Source organism: Klebsiella sp. D-Nf1 (genome assembly GCF_002810515.1).
Lineage (GTDB): Bacteria > Pseudomonadota > Gammaproteobacteria > Enterobacterales > Enterobacteriaceae > Klebsiella > Klebsiella variicola.
The window spans coordinates 164,883-178,386 of sequence record NZ_PIOK01000007.1 but is presented as its reverse complement, the minus strand read 5'-3'; the positions used below and the strand labels follow the sequence as shown (position 1 = coordinate 178,386).

Annotated in this window: 11 protein-coding genes; 4 read left to right on the top strand and 7 right to left on the bottom strand. The window is 60.0% G+C overall.

Translation table 11 applies throughout. The features are described 5' to 3' along the window. Positions 1-43: 43 nt before the first annotated feature. Positions 44-1,558 (bottom strand): dGTPase, encoded by a 1,515-nt coding sequence (dgt, locus tag CWM54_RS23290; RefSeq protein WP_061155708.1) that lies wholly within the window; start codon positions 1,556-1,558, stop codon positions 44-46. An 83-nt stretch (positions 1,559-1,641) separates the two neighbouring features. Here dgt and mtnN point away from each other — a divergent pair, with 83 nt between their 5' ends. Genes mtnN through CWM54_RS23275 form a run of 3 tightly spaced genes read left to right on the top strand, consistent with a single transcriptional unit; the run spans position 1,642 to position 3,793 of the window. Then, positions 1,642-2,340 (top strand): 5'-methylthioadenosine/S-adenosylhomocysteine nucleosidase, encoded by a 699-nt coding sequence (gene mtnN, locus CWM54_RS23285; RefSeq protein ID WP_008807361.1) that lies wholly within the window; start codon positions 1,642-1,644, stop codon positions 2,338-2,340. Further along, entirely contained in the window at positions 2,333-3,133 is an 801-nt protein-coding gene (btuF, locus tag CWM54_RS23280) for a vitamin B12 ABC transporter substrate-binding protein BtuF (RefSeq protein ID WP_061155709.1), read from the top strand. Before mtnN ends, btuF begins: the two co-directional genes overlap by 8 nt. Positions 3,134-3,169: 36 nt before the next feature. Then, entirely contained in the window at positions 3,170-3,793 is a 624-nt protein-coding gene (locus CWM54_RS23275) for a TRIC cation channel family protein (protein WP_002889277.1), read from the top strand. A gap of 85 nt (positions 3,794-3,878) precedes the next feature. Here the strand turns inward: CWM54_RS23275 and erpA are convergent, their stop codons facing one another. Both erpA and clcA read right to left on the bottom strand, forming a co-directional pair. After that, positions 3,879-4,223 (bottom strand): iron-sulfur cluster insertion protein ErpA, encoded by a 345-nt coding sequence (erpA, locus tag CWM54_RS23270; protein WP_015368181.1) that lies wholly within the window; start codon positions 4,221-4,223, stop codon positions 3,879-3,881. Between the two features lie 81 nt (positions 4,224-4,304). Next, positions 4,305-5,723, bottom strand: a complete 1,419-nt coding sequence (clcA, locus tag CWM54_RS23265; protein WP_100681584.1) for a H(+)/Cl(-) exchange transporter ClcA — start codon at positions 5,721-5,723, stop codon at positions 4,305-4,307. Positions 5,724-5,903: 180 nt separating this feature from the next. Between clcA and hemL the strand changes: the two genes are divergently transcribed. Next, positions 5,904-7,184 (top strand): glutamate-1-semialdehyde 2,1-aminomutase, encoded by a 1,281-nt coding sequence (hemL, locus tag CWM54_RS23260; RefSeq protein ID WP_016160319.1) that lies wholly within the window; start codon positions 5,904-5,906, stop codon positions 7,182-7,184. A gap of 223 nt (positions 7,185-7,407) precedes the next feature. Here hemL and fhuB read toward each other — a convergent pair whose 3' ends face one another. Genes fhuB through fhuA form a run of 4 tightly spaced genes read right to left on the bottom strand, consistent with a single transcriptional unit; the run spans position 7,408 to position 13,327 of the window. Further along, entirely contained in the window at positions 7,408-9,390 is a 1,983-nt protein-coding gene (gene fhuB, locus CWM54_RS23255) for a Fe(3+)-hydroxamate ABC transporter permease FhuB (RefSeq protein ID WP_100681585.1), read from the bottom strand. After that, on the bottom strand, positions 9,387-10,277 hold the full coding sequence (gene fhuD / locus CWM54_RS23250; protein WP_100698642.1) for a Fe(3+)-hydroxamate ABC transporter substrate-binding protein FhuD: 891 nt from the start codon (positions 10,275-10,277) through the stop codon (positions 9,387-9,389). The genes fhuB and fhuD overlap by 4 nt, the downstream gene beginning before the upstream one ends. Further along, positions 10,277-11,074, bottom strand: a complete 798-nt coding sequence (gene fhuC / locus CWM54_RS23245) for a Fe3+-hydroxamate ABC transporter ATP-binding protein FhuC (RefSeq protein ID WP_061155713.1) — start codon at positions 11,072-11,074, stop codon at positions 10,277-10,279. Before fhuC ends, fhuD begins: the two co-directional genes overlap by 1 nt. Before the next feature lie 45 nt (positions 11,075-11,119). Continuing rightward, complete coding sequence (gene fhuA / locus CWM54_RS23240; protein ID WP_061155714.1) at positions 11,120-13,327, bottom strand: ferrichrome porin FhuA; 2,208 nt, start codon at positions 13,325-13,327, stop codon at positions 11,120-11,122. Positions 13,328-13,504 lie beyond the last annotated feature (177 nt).

Genomic DNA, 13,504 nt, shown 5'->3' with positions numbered 1-13,504 from the left:
GGAAAAAGTAAAAATTTATTGTCCATCTTTACAAAACTCCAGCCTATTCCACCGCCATCAATCGCCGATATTCATCCCACGCATACAAATCCGTCATTCCGCTGATATAATCCTGGATCAGACGGCAGCGATAATAGTATTCCATCAGCGCAAATTCGGGCGCCGTGCGCACCAGCTTATTTACTGCTTCAACATAGGCCAGCCGGTGACGGGTTGAAAGTTTCTGATACAGCCGGGAGGCAATGGGTAACCGCCGTACCCGCTCCTGCGCCACTAATTCGCTGAAATCCTCCAGCGATAATTTCAGCAGCGGCTGATAGATATCCAGCAGGCCGCTAATCACCCGGTAGCCCTGCAATTCCAGCTGCTCGACATCCGGATGGCTAAAGACCTGTTTCATCGCTACATTTTTATAGAGTTCCAGCAGCTGGCTGCAATCGCTATCGTCCTCGAGCAGCGCATGATTAAAGTCGCCAGTGAAGATGGCCGGCAGGTTATCAATAAATCGGCGCGCCGCGTAGGGCACCAGCTTATTCAGCGTGTTTACCCGCAAATACATAAAGAACTGATCTTCCGCGCTCTGTCGCAGGTAATTAGCTCGCGATTTTTCCCAGGCATTTTCCACCACCTGAGAGAATAACGATCCTTTTTCATGGTTGCCCCAGGCATCGTAAAGATGCTGATAAAGCTGCTCGGCGCTGAAAATACGTTTTTCAACCGCGTCCTCGAGATCCGCGACGCAATATGAGATGTCATCCGCGGCCTCCATAATCCAGGTTAATGGGAATCGATTGTAAGGTGCCAGATCCAGTTCTTTACGCAGGCGCGCGACATACTCTTCTTCGGCTAAATAATAGCCAGGCTTCTTCATTAAATAACTGTGACTGGCTGGCGTCGCCTCGAACCACCACGCCGGTCGGGTATATTTCAGGATACAGCCCACCTGCGCCCAGGTCAGATTCATCCGCATCAGCGTGTGGACCAGACGAATCCCCTGCGCGTTGCCCTCAAAGCTGCAGAGATCCTGGCGCACTTTGCGCCGCAGCGCATTCAGCGCCGTTTCCCCTTCATGCAGGCGTAACGCCTGCACCTCGCAGCGATCGTCGGTCAACGGCTGGCCGAGCGCATCGCCGGGGGCCAGGCGCTGGCGAAACCAGTCGTTAATCGCTGCCTCGCCAAAGTGGCCAAACGGCGGGTTGCCAATGTCGTGCATCAGGCAGGCCATCTCTACCACGCTCTCGAATGGCCCGGTCAGCTCTTCGAGACCATACTCTTCCAGCAGCTTCTGCTCTTTCAGCCGGCTCAGCACCTCTTTGGCGATATAGCGCCCCACCTGCTGCACCTCCAGCGAGTGGGTCAGGCGGGTACGCACCGCTGCATTGCGCTCCAGCGGGAAGACCTGAGTTTTTTGCTGTAAGCGGCGGATGGCCGGCGAGTTGACGATCCGTCCCCGATCGCTTTCGAAGATCCGCAGGATGTCGCGCTCCGTCTCCACCCGCGGCGGCGAACGGAAGCGTCGATGCCAGTTTATCTTGTTGCGAAAATCAATCTTTGCCATAGCCTCTCCCGCGCGAGCAATACGCTTCCCCTTAAGCGCATGATAGACTATGCAACTAAACCTGACACATCGCGAGTAAATCTATGAAAATTGGCATTATTGGCGCTATGGAAGAGGAAGTTACCCTCCTGCGCGACAAAATCGAAAACCGCCAGACCATCACCATTGGCGGCAGCGAAATCTATACCGGCCAACTTCACGGCGTTGACGTCGCTCTGCTGAAGTCTGGTATCGGGAAAGTGGCGGCGGCGACGGGCGCGACCCTGCTGCTGGAGCGCTGCCAGCCAGACGTGATCATTAATACCGGTTCTGCCGGCGGCCTCGCGCCGACGCTGAAGGTCGGCGATATCGTCGTCTCCGATGAAGCGCGCTACCACGATGCCGACGTCACCGCCTTCGGTTATGAGTATGGCCAGCTGCCTGGCTGCCCGGCGGGCTTTAAAGCGGACGATAAGCTGGTGGCCGCCGCCGAAGACTGCATTAAAGCGTTAGATCTCAATGCCGTTCGCGGCCTGATCGTCAGCGGCGATGCCTTCATTAACGGCTCCGTCGCACTGGCGAAGATCCGCCATAATTTCCCGCAGGCAATCGCCGTGGAAATGGAAGCGACCGCCATCGCTCACGTCTGCCATAACTTCAAGGTTCCCTTCGTGGTGGTTCGCGCCATCTCCGACGTGGCCGACCAGCAGTCCCACCTCAGTTTTGAGGAGTTCCTTGCGGTCGCCGCCAGACAGTCCACCCTGATGGTGGAGAATCTGGTACAGAACCTGGCACGTGGCTAAGTCGCTATCCTTCGCGCTTGCCGCGCTGCTGTTACTCGCCCCGGCGTGGCTACTGGCCGCGCCGCGGGTGGTCACCCTCTCCCCCGCCAATACCGAACTGGCCTTTGCCGCCGGGATCACGCCGGTCGGCGTCAGCAGCTATTCCGATTATCCTCCGCAGGCCAAAACCATAGAACAGGTTGCCAGCTGGCAGGGGATGAACCTGGAGCGCATCGTGGCGCTAAAGCCAGACGTGGTGCTGGCCTGGCGCGGGGGCAATGCCGAACGCCAGGTTAACCAGCTGCAGTCGCTGGGTATTCACGTCCTCTGGGTGCAGACCTCGACGATAGAAGAGATTATCGCCACCCTGCGTCAGCTGGCGCAGTGGAGCCCGCAGCCGGAAAAAGCGCAGCAGGCGGCACAGGCGATGCAGCAGGAATACGATGCGCTGAAAGCGCGCTATGCCAATGCGCCGAAGAAACGCGTCTTCCTGCAGTTCGGATCCACGCCGCTGTTCACCAGTGGTCCCGGTTCGATTCAGGATCAGGTGCTGAGGCTGTGCGGCGGCGAGAATATCTTTGCCACCAGCCGTGTTCCCTGGCCGCAAGTGAGCCGCGAACAGGTGCTGGCCCGCCAGCCGCAGGCGATCGTGGTGACCGGCGACGCCAGCCGCATTGCCGAAGCGCAGCGCTTTTGGCAACATCAGCTCACCATTTCGTTGATTGCGTTACACAGCGACTGGTTTGAACGCGCAAGCCCACGTATTATCCTCGCCGCCAAACAACTTTGTGCGGCGCTTGACCAGGTAAAATAATCATCCGGCACACCGGATGTTCAGTGGGAATCAACGATGCTTGTCTATTGGCTGGATATTATTGGCACGGCTGTCTTCGCGATCTCCGGCGTTCTGCTGGCGGGAAAATTACGCATGGACCCATTCGGCGTGCTGGTGTTAGGCGTGGTGACGGCGGTGGGCGGCGGAACCATCCGCGACATGGCGCTGGCGAATGGCCCGGTATTCTGGGTCAAAGATCCCACCGATCTGGTGGTGGCGATGGTCACCAGCATGCTGACCATCCTGCTGGTCCGCCAGCCGCGTCGGCTGCCGAAATGGATACTGCCCGTTCTTGATGCCGTCGGTCTGGCGGTGTTTGTCGGCATCGGCGTCAATAAAGCCTTTCTCGCCGGCAGTGGTCCGCTGGTGGCGGTCTGCATGGGGGTGGTCACCGGCGTCGGCGGCGGGATTATCCGTGACGTGCTGGCGCGCGAAATTCCCATGATTCTGCGCACCGAGATCTACGCCACCGCCTGTATTGTCGGCGGCATTGTCCACGCTACAGCGCACGACACCTTTCATCTCCCGCTGGAGAATTCGGCGATGATGGGCATGGTGGTGACACTGGTGATCCGTCTGGCGGCGATCCGCTGGCACCTGAAGCTGCCGACGTTTGCCCTGGACGATAACGGAAGGTAATAAAAGCAAAACGGTAACCGTAAGGTTACCGTTTTTCGCGTTGACTCCCTCTCTCTGTGGGAGAAGGCAATCGGCCGTACTCTCGTTAAACGCTGAACGAGGACCCGCAGCCGCAGGTGCTTTTCGCATTCGGGTTGGTCACGATGAAACGCGAACCTTCCAGCCCTTCGGTATAATCGACGGCGCCGCCAACCAGATACTGCAGGCTCATTGGGTCGACCACCAGGCCGACGCCCTGTTTCTCGATGGTCATATCGCCTTCGTTGATCTGATCGTCAAAGGTGAAGCCATACTGGAAACCGCTGCAACCGCCGCCGGTGATATACACGCGCAGTTTCAGGTTCGGATTATCTTCATCCGCAATCAGGTGTTTTACTTTGTTGGCTGCGGCTTCGGTAAACTCCAGCGGCAACGCTACGTCATCACTCATTTTTTGCTCCCATTGATACTTCCGGCCGGTTAAAGAATAACCGGACCTTTTGAGCCATTATCTAATACCCTGGTAAATCGTTCAAGTATTCTCCCGGGGTGGCTGCTGCGCTTTTGCCGCCTGCTCGGCCTCCTGCTTCGCCAGAGTACGTTGCAGAATGGTCGAATACAAAGGCTTACCGCCGAGGAATTGCGCCAGTAGTGTTGCGCCAAGGCAGGTAATAATCATTGGCAAAATGAGCTGATAGTTATCCGTCATCTCCAGCACCAGCACAATTCCGGTCAGCGGCGCGCGCACCGAGGCGGCCAGCAGTGCCCCCATCCCGGCGATAGCGAAGGTGCCAGCATCCAGATGGTAGGCCGGAAACAGCGGAATAGCCGCCATGCCGAACGCCGTGCCCAGCAACGTGCCCAGCGCCAGCATCGGCGCGAAAATGCCCCCCGGCGCGCCGGAAGAGAAGCAAATCAGCGTAGTCACCACGCGGGCGACAAAGATAAACAGCAGCAGACCGACGGAGAAGTTACCGGCGGCAGCGATAGGGATCAGGTTAAAGCCACCCCCCACCGCGGAAGGCTGCATCAGCCCCAGCAGGCCGCAGATCCCACCGATTACCCCGCCCATCAACACCCATTTTTTGATATTGCCGCCGTGGATGCGTTGGAACAGATCCTGGGTGCGCAGCACCAGAAAATTAAACAGTGGGCCAAAGCAGCCAAAAAGCATGCCCAGCACCAGATACAGCCACAGAGTATTCACCGGGGCGTTGCTCAGCTTGCCCACCTCAATGATCGCCGCTTCGCCATTGAAAATACGAAACACAATGCTCGACATGATCACGCCGGTAAATACCGCTTTAATGGAGATCAGGTTGTAGCGAAACTGCGGGCGCATCTCTTCGATGATAAACAGAATACCGGCCAGCGGCGCATTAAAGGCCGCCGAGAGCCCCGACGCCGCACCGGTCGCCAGCAGCGTGTGCCGCGCTTCCGCACTGCGCATGCGGAAGATATCCAGCACCATGCGTCCAATGTTGCCGCCAAGCTGCACCATCGGCCCTTCACGTCCCAGCACCATTCCGGCGCCCAGGGTCCCCATGCCGCCGATGAATTTCACCGGCAGCACGCGCCACCAGCGCACCGGCCGCAGCTCCTCCAGCGCCCCTTCGATTTCCGGGATCCCGGAGCCGCCCGCCTCTGGCGCAAAGCGGCGCACGAGGAAATAACCGACCATTGCCAACAGCGCCGACAAGATAAACGCCAGCGGCCAGACCAGATACCAATGATCGGCCACCTGCGCCAGCGCGCCGATCCGCTGGTTCTGCACCCAGTTCACGCTCTTTTCAAACGCGACGCCCACCAGACCGGCCAGCGTGCCGACCACCGCCGCCATAAACAGGACCGCCAGCGGCGTTTTATCGCGCTGAATCAAACGGCGCACCGCATCGCCGCGACGCACCCGCACGAACTGATGTGCTTCAAAAGAGGGAGTATCTGCTTTCATGCCATTATCAATTATTGGTAATACAAATGAAGAGAGAGGCATTTTAGCCGCCCCGGCGCGCTGCGTCGTCAAAAAAATGCCCTTGCGGCACATTGTTTCAATTGGGCAAAACTTTCATAACCATCCTGGAATAACTTAGAATAGCCGATAAAACATTTTTCACGAACCAGGACCCTGGCCATGAGCAAATCTGAAAATCTGTACCATGCTGCGCGCGAACTGATCCCCGGCGGCGTTAACTCGCCGGTCCGCGCCTTCACCGGCGTCGGCGGCACGCCGCTGTTTATTGAACGCGCGGATGGCGCCTACCTTTATGACGTGGATGGGAAGGCCTATATCGATTATGTCGGCTCCTGGGGTCCGATGGTGCTGGGCCACAACCACCCGGCTATCCGCAATGCGGTGATCGAGGCGGCGTCCCGCGGCCTGAGCTTTGGCGCGCCGACCGAAATGGAAGTGAAAATGGCGGCGCTGGTGACCGAACTGGTACCGACCATGGATATGGTGCGGATGGTGAACTCCGGCACCGAAGCAACCATGAGCGCCATTCGCCTGGCGCGTGGCTTCACCGGCCGCGACAAGATCATTAAGTTCGAAGGTTGCTATCACGGCCATGCCGACTGTCTGCTGGTGAAAGCCGGTTCCGGCGCGCTGACCCTCGGCCAGCCAAATTCGCCGGGCGTGCCAGCCGATTTCGCCAAACATACCCTGACCTGCACCTATAACGACCTCGCCTCGGTACGCGCGGCGTTCGAGCAGTATCCGCAAGATATCGCCTGTATCATCGTCGAACCGGTGGCCGGCAACATGAACTGCATTCCGCCACAGCCGGAGTTCCTGCCGGGCCTGCGCGCGCTGTGCGATGAGTTCGGCGCGCTGCTGATTATCGACGAAGTGATGACCGGCTTCCGCGTGGCGCTGGCGGGCGCCCAGGCTTATTACGGCGTGGAGCCGGATCTGACCTGCCTCGGGAAAATTATCGGCGGCGGGATGCCGGTGGGCGCCTTCGGCGGCCGCCGCGAAGTGATGGACGCGCTGGCGCCGACCGGCCCGGTGTACCAGGCTGGCACGCTCTCCGGTAACCCGATCGCCATGGCCGCTGGCTTCGCCTGCTTAAGTGAAGTGGCGCAGCCGGGTGTGCATGAAACCCTGACCGATCTGACCAACCAGCTGGCGGATGGCCTGCTGAACGCGGCGCGCGAAACCGGGATCCCGCTGGTGGTCAATAACGTTGGCGGCATGTTCGGCATCTTCTTTACCGATGCCGAAACCGTCACCTGTTATCAGGACGTGGTGAAGTGCGATGTCGAACGCTTCAAGCGCTTCTTCCACCTGATGCTGGAGGAAGGCGTGTACCTGGCGCCGTCGGCGTTTGAAGCCGGCTTTATGTCCATCGCCCATAGCGAAGAGGACATTAATAACACCATCGACGCCGCCCGTCGGGTGTTTGCCAAACTGTAAGGTGCTTGAATGCCTGGCGGCGCAGGGATTTTCCCGGATGCGGCGCATTGCGCCTTATCCGGGCTACCAAATCGCACAGCGCTGTAGCCCCGGTAAGCGATAGCGCCACCGGGGAGTTTCCCGGAGGCGGCGCATTGCGCCTTATCCGGGCTACCAAATCGCACAACGCTGTAGCCCCGGTAAGCGGTAGCGCCACCGGGGATATTGAAACCATCCAGGATCGTTAACGGCTCTGCTTTCTCAGCAAATAGATAAAGTACGGCGCGCCGATAAAGGTCGACAACAGCCCTGCCGGGATCTGGTAGGGGAACATAATCATTCGCCCGCACCAGTCGGCAAAGACCAGCAGCATCCCGCCCGTCAGCCCGGAAATCACCATATGCGGCATCGTCCGGCGGAATCCCAGCATCCTCGCAATGTGCGGCGCCATCAGGCCAACGAAACTTAACGGCCCAATGGTGAGCGTCGCCGTCGCCGTCAGGCTCGCCGCCAGCAGCAGCAACCCGATACGCGATGGCGTCAATGCCATTCCCACCGCCCGCGCCGCCTCGCCGCCCAGCGGCAGGATGGTCAGCCAGCGGCGGCAGAGCGGCGCCAGCGCCAGCAACGCCAGCATCACCACACCGCTACGCAGCACCATCTCCGGCGTCGCGCTATAGGTCGAACCGGACATCCACGTCAGGATCTGCGCCATGCGCGGATCGCCGCTGGCCTGCAGCATCATCAGCAGCATGGTGAAAGCGGTACTCAGCGCCATCCCCGCCAGCAGCATCCGGTGCGGCGAGAAACCACCGCGCCCGGCGGCGATCAGGATAACCAGCAGCGTCGCCGCCGCGCCAAGACTGCCGGCAGGCAGCAGCCAGACAAAGGCGTTGCCCGGCACGAAGAACAGCATCAATACCACGCCAAATGCCGCGCCAGAGCTGATGCCCAGTACTTCCGGGCTGGCCATTGGGTTGCCGGTCAGGCGTTGAATGATGCAGCCCGCGACCGCCAGCATCACCCCGGCGAACAGCGCCGAGAGCACTCGTGGCCAGCGCCAGGGCATCAGTTGCGCCAGCAGATCGCCGCTGGCCCATTGCCAGCTATGGGCATCGCGGCCAAAGGTTAGCGCGGCGGTTATCGCCAACAGCAGCAGCGCTAAGCCGCCCAGCGCGAACCACGGCACGTGGCGGCGCTCGATCAGCGCTTTATCGCCGCCGTTCATCACCGGGGCGCTGATGCTGCGCAGCCGCGGCAGCAGCCACAGCAATAAAGGCGCGCCAATCAGCGCAGTGACCGAACCGGTCGAGACTTCCCGCCAGACCCGGCTGAGCCAGAGAATAATTTGGTCAGAAAGCCACAGGATCAGCGCGCCGATCAGCGCCGCCAGCAGCAGCCGCGGCAGCAGGCGGCGGGCGCCGAGCATTTTCGCCAACAGCGGCGCGAACAGACCGATAAAGCCGATAATGCCGACCGCGTTAACCAGCAGCGCGCTAATAACAATCGCCAGCGTCAGCACGCCAAGCCGCGCCAGAGACAGCGCCAGCCCAAGGTTACGCGCCACGCCATCATCGAGCCCCATCAGGGTTAACGGGCGTAGCAACAACAGCGTCAACATCGCGCCGCCGAGCAGCTGCGGCCACAGACGCTGCACCACACTCCAGTCGGTCTGCGTCAGGGTGCCGGTACTCCACAGGAACATGCTTTGCAGCTGGTCATGATGGAAAATCACCATCAGCTGATTGACCGCGCCGCAATAGAGACTCACCACCAGACCGGCCAGAATCAGCGTCACCGGCGACAAACGTTTGCCCCACGAGACGCCGAACACCAGCGCCCCCACCAGACAAGCCCCAGCCAGCGCGGCAAACTGCGATGCCAGCACGCCGGGGATCGCCCATAATGTGGTGACCGTCATTCCCAACTGCGCGCCGGTGGCGACGCCAAGCGTGGTCGGCTCCGCCAGCGGGTTACGCAGCACCTGCTGGAACAGCACGCCGACGAGGCCCAGCCCGGCGCCGACCAGCAGCGATATCGCCAGCCTCGGCAGCAGGCTGTAATGGAACAGCATCTGGGCGATATTATCGATATCCGGCTGCCACAGCGCCTGACGCCATTGCGCGTAAGGTAAAGCAACATTGAGGTTGACGATGCTCAGCGCGAAAGCGGCAACCAGCAGCCCGGTTAGCAGGAGAATGGCTAACGGCGAGAGACGTGCGCTCATACCGCCCTCCCCTGCGCATCGGCCAGCACGCGGGCGAAATGCATCGCCGACAGCGTCGCGCCATAGAACCACACCGCCGGAACCCGCTGGAAACGCCCCGCGCGCACGAACGGCATCGCCTGCCACAGCGGAGTCGCCAACAGCTGGGCCATCTCCCGATCGTTGCCATGATCGAAACAGATCACATCGGCCTCGTTAAATGCCGCCAGCCGGTCAATACCGACGGTGATGCTGCCCCAGAACGCCGCTTCGCCGCGCCAGGCGTTTTTAATGCCAAAGCGATCGAGCACTTCCTGGAACAGGCAGTTCTCACCGAATACCAGTACGTGGCGGGCATCGAGCAGCGAAATCATCAGCAGTGGGCGATCAGCACGCCCGGCAAAACGCGGACGCAGGTTCTCCATCAGCGCGTCGAACTCCGCCAGGTGGTGCTTCGCCTGCTGTTGTTTACCCAACAGGTCGGCCATTTCCAGCAGCGAACGCTGGGCCATCGCCAGCGGCCGTTTGCCGTCGCTGAAGGTGAAGCCGCGGCCGGGCGCGATACGCGCCAGCTTTTCCGGCGACGGGCCATAGCCTGCCGACCAGACGATAAACGACGGTTTCATCTGCGTCAGCAGCTCAAGATTGGGTTCGGTGCGCAGGCCGACATCGATCACCGACGCGGGCAGCTCGGGTTCGTTCACCCACAGGCGATAGTTGGGAATGTCGGCCACGCCGTAGGGCGTGACGCCAAGCGCCAGCAGCAGTTCGGCCGGCAGCCACTCCAGCGCGACGACGCGCTGCGGATCAATGTTCGCCGCCTGCGCGCCGCGCATCTGCCACAGCAGCGGCGAGAGCGCCATCGCCGTCAGCAGGCGGCGTCGGGTTATCAGAGTTGGGTTCATCATCAATAGACAAAACTTACCGGCGCCGCGCCCGCCGGGTGCGGCAGGATCCCCATCGGGATGCCGTAGATTTGTTCCAGCGTTTCGCTGCGCATCAGTTCTGCTGGCGTCCCCTGGGCGATCATCTCCCCACCGCGCAGCGCGACCAGATAATCGCAGTAGCGGGCAGCCATATTGATATCATGCAGGACCGCGATCACCGTCAAGCCACGCTGCTGGCTGAGACGATGCACCAGCGCGAGCACATCAACCTGATGGGCGATATCCAGCGCCGAGGTCGGTTCATCAAGCAGCAGGCAGCGGCTATCCTGCGCCACCAGCATGGCGATCCACGCCCGCTGACGCTCGCCGCCGGAGAGGCTGTCCACCAGCCGCTGCGCCAAAGGCTTCAGCCCCACCAGCGCGATCGCCTCTTCCACCTTTTCGCGATCCGCCGCGCCGAAGCGCCCCAGCGCGCCGTGCCACGGGTAGCGACCTATCGCCACCAGCTCGCGAACTGTCATCCCTTCCGCCGCTGGCAGCTGCTGCGGCAGATAGGCCACTTTGCGGGCAAACGCCTTGCTGCTCCAGCTCTCCAGCGGCTGGCCGTCCAGCAGCACATCGCCTGCGGAAGGCGGCTGATGGCGGCCGAGCATTTTCAGTAAGGTGGATTTGCCGGAACCATTATGGCCTATCAGGCCAGTCACTTTTCCTGCCGGGAAGGTTAACGAAAGGGGGTGAAGCAGCGTGCGACCTGGTACGCGAAAGGTCACGCCATTTAACGCAAAGGTGGTCTCAGAGTGCGGAGTCTGTTCCTGCATAGCAACAACCTGATGTTGGGCGCGGCGAACCGCGCCCGTGAGTAGTTAGAAGCGGAAGGTTGCGGTCGCGACAACCTGACGTCCCGCACCCCAGTAGCAGGCGTATTCGCTATAGCAGCTGGAGACATATTCGCGGTCAAACAGGTTGTTGACGTTGACGCCGACCGAAGAGCCCGGCAGGCCAAAGCGCGCCAGATCGTATTTCACCGTCGCATCCATCAGCGCATAACCGGCCACATTGAAGGCATCATTTTTGTTACCGGTGCTGGTGTCGTTTTTGTAGTAACTGACCGTTGAACCGATATAGCGTGCCCCGGCGCCGACCGTCAGACCGCTGAGCGCGGTTTCGTGGAAGGTGTAATCCGCCCACAACGACGCCATGTTACGCGGCACTTCCGCCGGACGCTTGCCGTTGAATACCGTATCGTGAGTGTATTCCGCATCGGTGTAGCTGTAGGCCGCGGTGACGTTGATATTAGCGTTCACCGCCGCTTTCGCCTCCAGCTCAAGGCCGCGGGAGCGGATCTCGCCGGTCTGGATGCTGAACGCCTGGTTAGCCGGATCCGCCGTCAGGTTCTTATCTTTGGTCAGCTGATAGACCGCCGCGGTGACCACCACCGGCATGTCTTTCGGCACATATTTCACGCCAGCTTCATACTGCTTGCCACGCGACGGATCGAACGGCTGGCCGTTAAGCCCGGAGCCCGATACCGGCTCGAAGGATTCGCTGTAGCTGAAGTACGGAGAGATGCCGTTATCAAACAGGTAATTGATACCGCCGCGCCAGGTGAACTGCTGGTCGTGATTCTCCGCCAGGCTGTTACTGGAGCGAGTTAACGTTGAGGTGGTGGCGTAATCGTAACGGCCGCCCAGGGTCATGACCCACTTATCCCACTCCATCTGATCCTGCGCGTACAGGCCCGTCTGCTCCATTCGGTTGAGGACCGCGTACGGGAAAGTTACCTGAATATTCGGGTTGCCGTATTGCGGGTTGCTCATGCTGATAGGATCTGCCGTCCCGTAGTCGGCATCCACATCGTTGCGCATCCGCGAGTAATCCACGCCGGTCAGCAGCGTATGGCTGACCGCGCCGGTGGCGAAAGCAGACTGCAGCTGGGTATCGACGGTAAAGGTGTTCAGGTGCTCATCAGAACGCACATAGGCGCGATTCATGTAGCCCGGGGCGACATAGCCATTCCCGTACACCGAGCGATACAAGGTATCGACTTCGGCATAGCGCAGGTTCTGCCGCACGGTAAAGGTGTCATCAAACTGATGGGAGAAGCTATAACCCACCATCTTTTGGCGGCGCGAGATCTTATTATCCGCCTCGCCTTCGTTGAAATCGGTCGGCAGCTTGTGCGCCTTCCCGTTGGCGTCGTAATACGGCACCACGGTGCCTTCGCGTGGCAGCCAGCCGTAGTAGCCCGCATCCGGGTCATTCTGGAAGTTGCTCAGGAAGGTGAAGTCGGTTTTATCGTCTGGGCGCCAGCTAAAGGACGGCGCCACCGCATAGCGGGTAGACTTCGCCATCTGCTGCTGGGTATCCTGGCTGCGGCCCAGGCCAGTCAGGCGATAGGACCAGACGCCGGCATCATCAATGGCGTCGCTGAAGTCAAACCCGGTCTGCCACAGGTTGTCGGTGCCCATCTTGAACTGCACTTCTTTCAGCGGCTCAGTGGTCGGGCGTTTGCTGACCATGCTGACGATACCGCCCGGGTTGCTGTTGCCATACAGCACCGAGGTTGGCCCGCGCATCACTTCCACGCGCTCGAGGAAATACGGGTCCATGGAGACTTCAGAGTAGTTATTTCCCTGCAGCTTCATGCCGTCCAGATACTGGTTGGTATTGACGGTCGTCGAGGTAGTGAAACCGCGGATGGTGACCACATCATAGGTGGTCGAGCTACCGCGGGTGGAGAAGACGCTCGGCGTATAGGAGAGCGCCTCTTTTACCGTGGTCGGCTGGCGCATCTCCATCTCCTGGCGCGTGACCACCGAGACAGACTGCGGCGTTTTTTCAATCGGGGTATCGGTTTTCGTCGCCGTGGCAGAGCGTTTTGCCGCGATGGTCGGCGCCGGTCCCCAGGCGCTTTCCTGGGCGGCCGGTGCCGCAACGACGGTGATAGTCTCTTCTTGTTTCGGTTGTTCCGCAGCCTGTGCATAGACAGACATGCCGCTAACCGCCGTGGCTACTACAACTGCGATTTTACGCAGCGAGTGATTTGGCTGAGCAGTTTTTGGACGCGCCATGGGTATATCTCTGATGAAAGTGAATGATAACGTAAACGATAATTATTATTATGACGGGCGATATAATAGGCGAAACGCCGAAGGCAAGGCAAGCGATATGCCCGCCTGGAGAAACCGAAGGCCGAATTAATAACCAGATAGTTATTATGGAGTTAAAGAGGCGTTAACTTTTTTACA

Bases quoted from the DNA above. Each gene is read 5' to 3' on its own strand.
- fhuA (WP_061155714.1), bottom strand. From the start codon at position 13,327: ATGGCGCGTCCAAAAACTGCTCAGCCAAATCACTCGCTGCGTAAAATC.
- fhuC (WP_061155713.1), bottom strand. From the start codon at position 11,074: ATGCAGGAACAGACTCCGCACTCTGAGACCACCTTTGCGTTAAATGGC.
- clcA (WP_100681584.1), bottom strand. From the start codon at position 5,723: ATGAAAGCAGATACTCCCTCTTTTGAAGCACATCAGTTCGTGCGGGTG.
- hemL (WP_016160319.1), top strand. From the start codon at position 5,904: ATGAGCAAATCTGAAAATCTGTACCATGCTGCGCGCGAACTGATCCCC.
- fhuB (WP_100681585.1), bottom strand. From the start codon at position 9,390: ATGAGCGCACGTCTCTCGCCGTTAGCCATTCTCCTGCTAACCGGGCTG.
- CWM54_RS23275 (WP_002889277.1), top strand. From the start codon at position 3,170: ATGCTTGTCTATTGGCTGGATATTATTGGCACGGCTGTCTTCGCGATC.
- fhuD (WP_100698642.1), bottom strand. From the start codon at position 10,277: ATGATGAACCCAACTCTGATAACCCGACGCCGCCTGCTGACGGCGATG.
- mtnN (WP_008807361.1), top strand. From the start codon at position 1,642: ATGAAAATTGGCATTATTGGCGCTATGGAAGAGGAAGTTACCCTCCTG.
- erpA (WP_015368181.1), bottom strand. From the start codon at position 4,223: ATGAGTGATGACGTAGCGTTGCCGCTGGAGTTTACCGAAGCCGCAGCC.
- dgt (WP_061155708.1), bottom strand. From the start codon at position 1,558: ATGGCAAAGATTGATTTTCGCAACAAGATAAACTGGCATCGACGCTTC.